The 10,158-nt window shown below is 37.7% G+C and carries 11 protein-coding genes; all 11 read right to left on the minus strand.

Annotated features, from left to right (window positions below):
- Nucleotides 1–8 precede the first annotated feature (8 nt).
- The gene (locus tag HSISS3_RS10675) at nucleotides 9–305 is read right to left on the minus strand and encodes a 50S ribosomal protein L23 (RefSeq protein ID WP_002885771.1); all 297 of its coding nucleotides are present in this window, start codon (nucleotides 303–305) and stop codon (nucleotides 9–11) included.
- Entirely contained in the window at nucleotides 305–928 is a 624-nt protein-coding gene (rplD, locus tag HSISS3_RS10680; protein WP_021152651.1) for a 50S ribosomal protein L4, read from the minus strand. The genes HSISS3_RS10675 and rplD overlap by 1 nt, the downstream gene beginning before the upstream one ends.
- A gap of 24 nt (nucleotides 929–952) precedes the next feature.
- A complete protein-coding gene (rplC, locus tag HSISS3_RS10685) occupies nucleotides 953–1,579 on the minus strand; it encodes a 50S ribosomal protein L3 (protein ID WP_002885755.1) in 627 nt (208 codons plus the stop codon).
- 114 nt (nucleotides 1,580–1,693) lie between these two features.
- Entirely contained in the window at nucleotides 1,694–2,002 is a 309-nt protein-coding gene (gene rpsJ / locus HSISS3_RS10690) for a 30S ribosomal protein S10 (RefSeq protein ID WP_002885653.1), read from the minus strand.
- A 249-nt stretch (nucleotides 2,003–2,251) separates the two neighbouring features.
- On the minus strand, nucleotides 2,252–3,256 hold the full coding sequence (ruvB, locus tag HSISS3_RS10700) for a Holliday junction branch migration DNA helicase RuvB (RefSeq protein WP_008536059.1): 1,005 nt from the start codon (nucleotides 3,254–3,256) through the stop codon (nucleotides 2,252–2,254).
- 81 nt (nucleotides 3,257–3,337) lie between these two features.
- Nucleotides 3,338–5,161, minus strand: a complete 1,824-nt coding sequence (locus HSISS3_RS10705) for an acyltransferase family protein (protein ID WP_021146606.1) — start codon at nucleotides 5,159–5,161, stop codon at nucleotides 3,338–3,340.
- A complete protein-coding gene (locus tag HSISS3_RS10710) occupies nucleotides 5,158–5,583 on the minus strand; it encodes an MORN motif family protein (protein ID WP_021152652.1) in 426 nt (141 codons plus the stop codon). Before HSISS3_RS10710 ends, HSISS3_RS10705 begins: the two co-directional genes overlap by 4 nt.
- The gene (locus HSISS3_RS10715; RefSeq protein ID WP_008536057.1) at nucleotides 5,580–6,014 is read right to left on the minus strand and encodes a low molecular weight protein-tyrosine-phosphatase; all 435 of its coding nucleotides are present in this window, start codon (nucleotides 6,012–6,014) and stop codon (nucleotides 5,580–5,582) included. Before HSISS3_RS10715 ends, HSISS3_RS10710 begins: the two co-directional genes overlap by 4 nt.
- Nucleotides 6,015–6,288: 274 nt before the next feature.
- Nucleotides 6,289–7,581, minus strand: coding sequence for an adenylosuccinate synthase (locus HSISS3_RS10720; RefSeq protein WP_002887495.1), 1,293 nt, complete (start codon nucleotides 7,579–7,581; stop codon nucleotides 6,289–6,291).
- A gap of 264 nt (nucleotides 7,582–7,845) precedes the next feature.
- Nucleotides 7,846–8,352, minus strand: a complete 507-nt coding sequence (locus HSISS3_RS10725) for a DNA topology modulation protein (protein WP_042772019.1) — start codon at nucleotides 8,350–8,352, stop codon at nucleotides 7,846–7,848.
- A 449-nt stretch (nucleotides 8,353–8,801) separates the two neighbouring features.
- Complete coding sequence (locus HSISS3_RS10730; RefSeq protein WP_021152654.1) at nucleotides 8,802–9,947, minus strand: low temperature requirement protein A; 1,146 nt, start codon at nucleotides 9,945–9,947, stop codon at nucleotides 8,802–8,804.
- Nucleotides 9,948–10,158 lie beyond the last annotated feature (211 nt).

Below are 10,158 nucleotides of genomic sequence, written 5' to 3' on the forward strand. Positions count from 1 at the left end.
TCCTTTGATTATTCAGCTTCAGCTGCAAACAACTCGATTGCTTTTGAATCAGCTGTAAGAGTGATGATAGCTTTTTTAGTTTTTGAAGTGAAACCAGTGTAACGTCCAACACGTTTTTGTTTTGGCTTAACAGTTACAGTGTTCACGCTAGCAACTTTAACACCTTCAAATGCAGCTTCAACTGCTTGTTTGATCAAGAGTTTGTGTGCACGTGTATCAACTTCGAAAGTGTATTTTCCTGCTTCAAGAGCAACCATAGATTTCTCAGTGATAACAGGTTTTTTGATTACGTCATACAAATTCATTATGCAAGAACCTCCTCGATTGATGAGATAGCTTCTTTAGTAACAAGAAGTTTATCTGCGTTTACGATGTCAAGTACACTTGCAGTTGCAGGAGTTGCAACAGTTACGTTTGCAAGGTTACGAGCTGAAAGTTCAGCGAATTTGTTTCCTTCTTCAACGATAACAAGTACTTTTGAATCGATGCTAAGAGCTGAAAGAACTTTTGCGAATTCAGCAGTTTTTGGAGCTGCAAATGAAAGAGCTTCAACTGCTACAAATTTATCTTCTGCAACTTTAGCTGAGTAAACAGATTTCAATGCAAGGCGACGAACTTTTTGTGGAAGTTTGTATCCGTATGAACGTGGAGTTGGTCCGAAGACAATACCACCGCCACGCCATTGTGGTGAGCGGATAGAACCTTGACGAGCACGTCCAGTTCCTTTTTGACGCCATGGTTTACGTCCACCACCTGATACTGCTGAACGGTTTTTTACCGCATGAGTACCTTGGCGAAGGCTAGCGCGTTGGCTGATTACGACATCAAATACTACTGATTCGTTTGGTTCGATACCGAAGATAGCGTCGTTAAGTTCAACTGAGCTAACTTCTTTACCAGTTTGGTCAAATAGTTTTACGTTTGCCATTTTTAACTGATTTCTCCTTTCTTATTATTTAGCAGCTTTAACTGCTGATTTGATAGTGATAAGAGATTTCTTAGCACCTGGTACGTTACCTTTGATGAGGATAACGTTTTTCTCTGGGATAACTTGTACAACTTCAAGGTTTTGAATTGTCACACGGTTGCCACCCATACGTCCTGCCAAGTGTTTGTTTTTGAAAACACGGTTAGGCGCAACAGGTCCCATTGAACCTGGACGACGGTGGTAACGAGAACCGTGAGCCATAGGTCCGCGTGATTGACCGTGGCGTTTGATAACACCTTGGAAACCTTTACCTTTTGAAGTACCAGTTACGTCAACAACATCTCCAGCTTCGAATGTGTCAACAGTGATTTCTGATCCAACTTCCAAGCCTTCAATGTTTTTGAATTCACGAATGAAGCGCTTAGGAGCTGTGTTAGCTTTCGCTACGTGGCCTTTGGCAGGTTTGTTGCTCAATACTTCGCGTTTGTCGTCAAAACCAACTTGAACTGCTTCGTAACCGTCTGTTTCAACAGTTTTAACTTGAAGCACAACGTTTGGAGTAGCTTCGATGACAGTAACAGGGATAAATTCACCTGCTTCAGTGAAGATTTGAGTCATTCCCACTTTTTTCCCTAAGATTCCTTTTGTCATGAGAAAATATTTCCTTTACTTTATTGTATTTCAAAAAGTTTTTTATGAGCGTTTTTTATGCTCAAAAAAGTTTTTAACGAGCGTTTTTTATGCTCAATCAAATCAAGCCTTAAATTAAAGTTTGATTTCTACGTTCACACCACTTGGAAGATCAAGTTTCATCAAAGCGTCAACTGTTTTTTGAGTTGGGTTGATGATGTCAATAAGACGTTTGTGTGTACGCATTTCAAATTGTTCGCGAGAATCTTTATATTTGTGAGTCGCACGAATAATTGTGTAGAGACTACGTTCAGTTGGAAGTGGAACTGGTCCAGCAACTGTCGCACCTGTGCGAGTTGCAGTTTCTACGATTTTTTCTGCCGCTGTATCAAGCGTACGGTGTTCGTAAGCTTTCAAACGGATACGAATTTTTTTGTTTGCCATTTTTTCTCCTCTTTCGTCTATTTAAGATAATAGGCTAGCTCCTCAAGAAAACCAACACGGATTGCGTGGCAGTGCAACCAGGCGTGTCGCAACCTCTTGTATCATAGCTAAGCGCTGTATTTACAGCACCATAATATAATAACAAAAGAACCCACTCATTGCAAGGTTTTTTTTTAAATTTTCCTTTTTCTTCCTTATTTTTTACAAAATCAAAAATCCATCCTTTAGATTGGATGGATTGTCGCATTCTTAACTGTTCTGTTCCTTATAATCATATCCCATGTGCTCATAGGCTTTAGCCGTTGCGACACGTCCTGTTCGTGTACGCATAATAAAACCTTTCTGGATAAGGTAGGGCTCATACATATCTTCTACCGTCTCTCGCTCTTCAGCAATATTCACTGACAAAGTACCTAGGCCAACGGGTCCTCCCCCATACATTTCAATCATAGTTCGGAGAATTTTTTGGTCAACATAGTCTAGTCCTTCGCGATCCACATCCAACATCGTCAATGCCTTATCCGCAATCTTATCATCAATGATACCATTACCCATAATTTGTGCGTAATCCCGCACGCGCTTAAGTAGACGGTTGGCAATACGTGGCGTCCCTCTACTACGACGAGCTAATTCCAAAGCGGCTTCTGGTGTTATGGTCATTTCAAAAATTTCCGATGTTCGTTCTACAATTTCTGTCAAATCAGGTAACTCGTAATATTCCATATGACCATTAATCCCAAATCGAGCCCTCAAAGGATTTGACAACATACCTGCTCGTGTAGTTGCACCGACCAAGGTGAAAGGAGGTAACTCAAGATGGACACTACGACTTGTCTCACCAGCACCAATCATGATATCAATATAGTAATCTTCCATGGCACTATAAAGAACTTCTTCAACTGCCATTGGCATCCGATGAATCTCATCAATAAATAAGATATCTCCTGGCTCTAGGTCATTGAGTATAGCAACCAAATCACCAGCTTTTTCAATAGCAGGTCCAGATGTTTGCTTCAAATTAACACCCATCTCATTAGCAATGACAAATGCCATAGTTGTCTTACCTAAACCTGGAGGTCCAAACAAAAGAGTGTGATCCAAGGCCTCATCACGAAGTTTTGCTGCTTCTATAAATATTTTTAATTGGTCTTTAACCTTGTCTTGACCAATGTATTCCTTAAAATATTGAGGACGAAGAGTACGCTCAACATACTCTTCATCTCCTAATAAATCATTATCTAATATTCTTGCCATAGGCTTATTTTAGCACAAAACAAAAAACGCAGTCAAAATTTGTCATCAAAAAAAGAAGACAGATGCTGCCTTCTCTTTATATCATTTTTTACCACCTTTAACTGGCGACTTATCAGCTTGGGCAATGGCCTCTTTGATCGTATTGGTATATAATTTAGCACCACGGTTAATAGAGTCACTATCGGAGCCAAAATGCACACCATCTGTGCCATTCCAAATAGAAATATTGTCCTTAGCCACTTGGTACCAATCAGCAACCGTTACAAAGTCGTATTTCTTAGCCATCTCCAATTCATACTTACGCAACTGAACCAAAGATGCAGCTTCACTTCCAGACTTACTACCATTATATGGTGTCACAAAGATGATATGGTGACCTTTAGGTAGATTTTTAATCATTTTATTAATAACCCCTTTATAGTCATCAATCTCATTAACACCACCAGCAATAACAACATCCTTGGCAAGTGCATTACTATCTGCATAATTCTTAAGCAAATCATTGATTGTTGATAAGTTACGGCTGACAACTGCATCCATATAGACGTTATCAATTTTCGATTCAATCTGATCCTTCGACCTAAGCGCAACAGAATCCCCTAGAATTGTCACTCCCTTATTAACACCAAAAGAAGTAGCCTGACTATGTTCCGCATTAGCACGCGTTAATTTCATCTTAGTCTGAGCTTGCGATAAACCATTGGCTTGTAAATCTTTTTCAAAGTTCCCAACAGCTGGTGCAAAGAGCGAAATCAGTACCGTAATCAACGTGAGCCCACTAAAGACATAAAACACAATATTGCGATAAGGAGACAAATCCAAATCTATACCAAAAAGATTCGCTTTTCTTCCTGCAATAAATGGCTCTATTATATAGTAGGAAAGTGTTGCAAAGACAATTGATAAAATAGTGGTCACTATTACAGCAACAAGATTATTTGTTAATTGACTAAAGATAATATAAAGTGGCCAGTGGAAAAGATAAACACTATAACTAATCTCTGCCAAATAACTAATGACAGCAGGCTCTGATTTCCCAGGTAACTTTTCATGAAGAATACGCGCCGAATAAATCATGACAGATGTAAACAAACTAGCTAAAGCAAAGCCAAATAAATAGGTAAGGCGCTCTTCAAAATGAAGTACTAATCCTAACAATAATAATAGGGCAAAGCTTCCAACCATATATAGGACTGTCTTTTTCAGATCCCAAAGGCGAATATTTTTCTTGAACCTAGCAGTCGTCTCATGCACACCTGAAAGCGTCGCAAAAAGCGAACCTAAAAAGAAAGGATAAGCATGGGTAATCGATGAGAAGTAGAGACGAGAAAAGCTATCAACAAAGAAAGCACTAATAAACATTGATAAGAAGCTTACCGCAAAACAAGTAAGCGAAACTATGAAAACTAGCCCTCTAAATTGATTTTGGTGCTTGACACGCTTAGCTAAGAACCAGAGCAAAGCTCCCCAGAGAATGTAGTAGTGAACCTCGATAGCCAGACTCCACGTATGGAGATAAATATGCTGGTTAAACTGATTCTCATAATTTCCTCCGGTCCAAATTTCATAATAGTTAGTCACAAAACCAAGAACAGAGGTGATTTGACGTCCAATACCTGCTATGAAATCATTTCGAACTAGGAGTGCCAAGGGGGTGCAGATAAGAACCATCAATACAAGCGGTGGTACTATCCGGTAAAAACGACGTCGCATAAAACCAAGATAATCAATACGATGCGTTCTAGACACTTCATCAATAAGAAGAGCTGTAATCAGATACCCCGAGAAAGTAAAGAAGACATCAACACCAATGAACCCCCCAGGAAGAACACTTGGGAAGAAATGATAAACAAGAACTAAGAGAAGTCCTGTCACACGAATATAAGAAAACCAGTTAATTCTCATCCTTTAAAAATCCCCTGTTTAAATTTTCCTTTGTAGGTAACTTTATTTTCAGTAGTCAATTTACCTTGACCATCAGCTTGACCAGATTTGAATTCCCCCACATAGGTCCAACCCTCGTGAGATTTGAATGTTCCTTGACCATTAAAGGAACCATTTTTAAATTCACCTGTATAGGTGTCGCCATTATCATAAGTCAGAGTTCCTTGACCATTTAAACGGTGGTTTTGCATTTGACCTTTATAGGTAATTTTAGTCCCATCAACCTTGATAGTGTGCTGTGTTTTTATAGTCACTAAAAACAAGGACAATGCGCAAAGAATAATAACTCCTACTGCGATACGTTCAAATTGATTACGATCAATCTCAATATTTTTAAGATCAATATTTTTAAAATCAAAATCTTTTAATTGTTTAAAATTCATTGTCTATCCTTAATCCATTGTAACCAATCTTGGCAACCTTCCATTACCAATTTGTATGTTTCTTCAAAGTCCCCTGTATACCACGGATCCGGAACTCCACCAGACCGAAAAAGCTTGATCTTATCATCATAACGTCCCGCAGATAATTGTAAAAGATCATCAACATTTGACTCATCCATTCCTAAAATTAAATCAAAAGATTCAAAATCTAACTGATTAATCTGCTGTGATCTCTTAGAAGGATCAAAAGAAATCGCATATTTTCTTAAAATTTTTTGCGTTCCCTGGTGAACTGGGTTTCCATGTTCCCATGAAGATGTTGCACGACTCTCAATCTGCAAAGCTTCCTCTTGATTAAGTGCTTTCATCACAAATTCTGCCATAGGGCTACGACAAATGTTGCCTAAACAAACAAATACAATCTTCTTCATTATCCACCTCTTGTCAAAGATATTAAGAGATATAGTTACTTATTTTACCACATTGAGAGTCCGCATTTGAAATAATAAAGTAAATGCTCACTCATTTTCATCTAATCAACCCATATTATACCGAAAAACTAATCAAATAGAAAGACTTCTTCCTTATTACTGTCGAAAATTTAGCAAGCACTTTCCCTAACAATTACTGGCCTCTGTCAGCCTTTACTAGGTTTAAGATTCAGAAAAAAAGAACCTATTTTCTAGATTCTTCCTTAATGTGTTATTAAATATTTGACCAGACACTTTCAAGAATATTAGTTTGCTCACGATCTGGTCCTACTGAAAAGGTAGAAATACGTACACCTACCAATTCACCAACACGACGAACATAATTACGGGCATTTTCAGGAAGCTCATCTAAACTACGGCAACCTGTGATGTCTTCTTCCCAACCTGGTAACTCTTCATAGATTGGTTTACAACGTTTCAATTGTTCAAGACTAGCTGGATAGTAATCGATGCGCTTACCATCAAGATCATAAGCTACACAAATTTTCACCGTATCAAGACCTGACAAAACATCAATACAGTTCAAGCTAAGGTTTGTGATTCCTGATACACGACGGCTATGACGCATCACTACTGAGTCAAACCATCCCACACGACGTGGGCGTCCAGTTGTTGTTCCATACTCATGACCAACTTCACGGATGCGTTCACCCACTTCATCAGACAATTCAGTTGGGAATGGTCCGTCACCAACACGACTCGTATAGGCCTTACATACACCAACAACTTTATTGATTTTAGATGGACCAACACCAGAACCAATTGTAACTCCCCCCGCAACTGGGTTTGATGACGTTACAAATGGATACGTTCCCTGGTCAATGTCAAGCATAACTCCTTGAGCTCCTTCAAAGAGAACACGTTTGCCAGCGTCAAGAGCATCATTCAAGATAACAGATGTATCCGTGACATATTGTTTAATTTGTTGGCCGTAAGCATAATATTCTTCAAAAATATCATCGAATGACAGTCCTTCAGACCCATACATCTTAGTAAAGAGACGATTTTTTTCAGCCAAGTTTGTCTTCAAACGTTCAGCAAAGACTTCCTTGTCCAAAAGGTCTGCAATACGAATACCGACACGCGCAGCCTTATCCATATAAGCTGGACCGATGCCTTTATTAGTTGTACCAATCTTATTGTCACCCTTAGCAGCTTCTTGCAGTTGATCAAGTTTAATATGGTATGGCAAGATAACATGCGCACGATCAGAAACACGAAGACTGTCTGTTGACACACCTTCCGCATGAAGATATTCCAACTCTTTGACAAGTGATTTAGGATTGACCACTACACCATTCCCAATAACAGAGATTTTTTCTGGGAAGAAAATACCTGACGGAATCAAGTGCAATTTGAATTTCTTACCATCGATAACAATCGTGTGACCTGCATTGTCTCCACCTTGATAGCGTGCGATCACTTCGGCATCTTGACTTAGGAAATCTGTTATTTTCCCTTTACCTTCATCACCCCACTGGGTACCTACAACAACTACTGATGTCATATTATTTTGATAACGGACAGCTCTACCTTTACGAGACTGTCCCCACCTTTCTTGAAAAACTTCACGGTGGGAATTTCACCCACAAGTTTTGCGTTACAGTTTATTATAGCAGAAAAAAGTCCTTTTGTTCAATGTTGAAAGCGTTTCTTACAAAATATTCTGACAGTTACAGCTAAGATTGCAACTAGTGATTTACTATATCTTTTTAATCTTTCATCTTATATAGACTTACCAGCTATTTATATGAGGAAATCGTTATAATAATTAATTAATCTGCTTCATATAATGATTCAACTGCTTTTGATTCTTTAAAACAATTGTTTTGTCAGGATATTTTTTAATAACTGCTTTATATTGCTTTACATATTTATTTGAACGACCATCTAATAAAATCCATTTCATAAACTCAAAGTCAAATTTTTCATTACAGTCCTCTGCCATACTGGGACGTGCATGTCCCCTATATTTTAGATATCGCCTGAAAACCCGAGAGAGACAATTAAATCTGTTAAAGCTGAAATATATAATACAGTCCGCCTCTCTCATGCGTTCTTCATAAAGACAGGTCAAGTAATTCCCTTCAATAATCCAATCACTTTGTAGCATGAATCTTGATATATCGTTAGCCATTTCATCAATTGTCCGCTCTTGCCAATTTGATGTGAAATGAATTTTATCTAAATGGAGTACATCACAATTGTAATGTTGACCTAAAAAACTAGCCAAAGTCGACTTTCCAGAACCACTATAGCCGATGATTGCTATTTTCAACACCTGTCTCCTTTTCAATTTCATTCCTTAACTAATATCATAGCATAAAGTGTACACCTTGCAGAGACATTACCGAAAAGTAATCGCTTCAGACAAACAAAAAAGCCTTAATCTCAAGGCTTTTTCTTATTGTTTAGCTGCCCCCTACATGGATTTGTAAGAACTTTTCATATTGAAAATAAACAAAAATGTTGAAATATAGCTGATTTTAGGGAAATACTTTTAGGTGTTTTCAATGTCAGGATTTAAAAATGGGGCAAAAGTGGGGCAAAAACGAATGACTCGTATTTTGTTTGAAAACCTATAATACCTAATGATTATGCTATTCTAGATATATAGTTTTGTTATAAATAAATGTCAGTGCGAGATCAAATTGGAGGATAAAATGGAAAAACAAATTAATGAAAAAAAAGCCTTGGTTCCCAAAGCTTTTTTATGTTATAAACTCATTAAAAGAACCCCCAGTTAGATTTGGAATATTTTTTATTCTGTGTCACATAAAAATAAATAAAATGAATGGCTATAGCTAGAGCGAAGATGGTTGCAATACTCAGCACTATTGTAGGATTCGAAGCGAAAACCAAAGAGAGAATCAAGGCAGCCAGATAGAGTGTCGCTTGAGCACAGTAGTAACTTCTCGAATAGCGAAGATAGTTTTTGTTATAGGGCCCATTTGCTAGGACAGCAGCTTGGAAGAGGCCAATTCCGATATAAAAGAAGCTGATTGCAACGAGAAGATTAGCCTCAGGATTCAGAAGAAAACCCATCGAAACTGTCATCAACATAAGCCCAATGAAAATAGGATAGTGACTATAAATTATAAATAATCCCTTTTGATTGGATCCTTCGTCAATAGCATGGTCAAATTCACCAAAATAAAACAAGAACAGAGAAAGCATGATAACGAAATTAAGAACCGAATATATCGAGAAATTCTCAACTGTAAAGAAGTTAACTAGCCCAATAACCATCTCTCCAAACGTAATAATGACAAGAAGGGAGACGCGCTCGATTAAATGGGGAAGATTTACTTGGAAATGCTCATCTTTAGTAATCAAGAAAATTGGCACAATAAATGTTAGCAGAATACTAGCAATAAAGATATAGACTCCAACGTAAATAGGAAAAAGAGCTGCCAGATAGACTCCTAAGCTTTGTAGACCTGTCAACCATAGAAAACCTTTGATACTTTCCCGATCAGCACTATCGGTTGATCCTCTAAAAAACTGAACCAAATATTGAAAAAATAAGGTAAGGGTTAATGTGCCAACAGCCCAACAGGTATGATAGTACCATTGTTGCCAATTGTATCCAATCATATTGGATATAAAGAGCATAAGTCCCATGTTGATAAACATGATTACCATGTTAAATAACGAGTTTGTTCCATAGCGATTGGTATAAATGGTTTGAATCATCCAGGAATTGATGATAACCATGACAGAGATGAAGAAATCAAGTAAAGAGTCCCAAGCCAAAACACCGTTATGAATAGGGTGAATTAAAGCAGTTGCTTTTGAAATTGCAAAAACAAACACTAGGTCATAAAATAGTTCTGAAAATTCTACACGTTTATGCTTAATAAGAGTTGCCATCTTAAGACCTTTCTATTCTAGAAGTACAATTTATTATAACAGAAAATGGTAATGAGAGAAAAGGAGATGCTTAAATAACTTCATGTGACGCGAATTGTCAAAACCTTGGAGCACATTTACCTCATGTACCAACTCACAGGCAGAGTGTTTGATGATTGATAATGAAGAATAAGATTTTACAATAAAAAAGCGAGAGTATACTCGTCTTTTA

It is taken from the genome of Streptococcus sp. HSISS3, assembly GCF_000448605.1.
Classification (GTDB): Bacteria; Bacillota; Bacilli; order Lactobacillales; family Streptococcaceae; genus Streptococcus; species Streptococcus raffinosi.

Coding starts and splice junctions, on each gene's coding strand:
- rpsJ (WP_002885653.1), bottom strand. CDS start 2,002: ATGGCAAACAAAAAAATTCGTATCCGTTTGAAAGCTTACGAACACCGT.
- HSISS3_RS10675 (WP_002885771.1), bottom strand. CDS start 305: ATGAATTTGTATGACGTAATCAAAAAACCTGTTATCACTGAGAAATCT.
- HSISS3_RS10710 (WP_021152652.1), bottom strand. CDS start 5,583: ATGAATTTTAAACAATTAAAAGATTTTGATTTTAAAAATATTGATCTT.
- HSISS3_RS10715 (WP_008536057.1), bottom strand. CDS start 6,014: ATGAAGAAGATTGTATTTGTTTGTTTAGGCAACATTTGTCGTAGCCCT.
- ruvB (WP_008536059.1), bottom strand. CDS start 3,256: ATGGCAAGAATATTAGATAATGATTTATTAGGAGATGAAGAGTATGTT.
- rplC (WP_002885755.1), bottom strand. CDS start 1,579: ATGACAAAAGGAATCTTAGGGAAAAAAGTGGGAATGACTCAAATCTTC.
- rplD (WP_021152651.1), bottom strand. CDS start 928: ATGGCAAACGTAAAACTATTTGACCAAACTGGTAAAGAAGTTAGCTCA.
- HSISS3_RS10720 (WP_002887495.1), bottom strand. CDS start 7,581: ATGACATCAGTAGTTGTTGTAGGTACCCAGTGGGGTGATGAAGGTAAA.
- HSISS3_RS10705 (WP_021146606.1), bottom strand. CDS start 5,161: ATGAGAATTAACTGGTTTTCTTATATTCGTGTGACAGGACTTCTCTTA.
- HSISS3_RS10730 (WP_021152654.1), bottom strand. CDS start 9,947: ATGGCAACTCTTATTAAGCATAAACGTGTAGAATTTTCAGAACTATTT.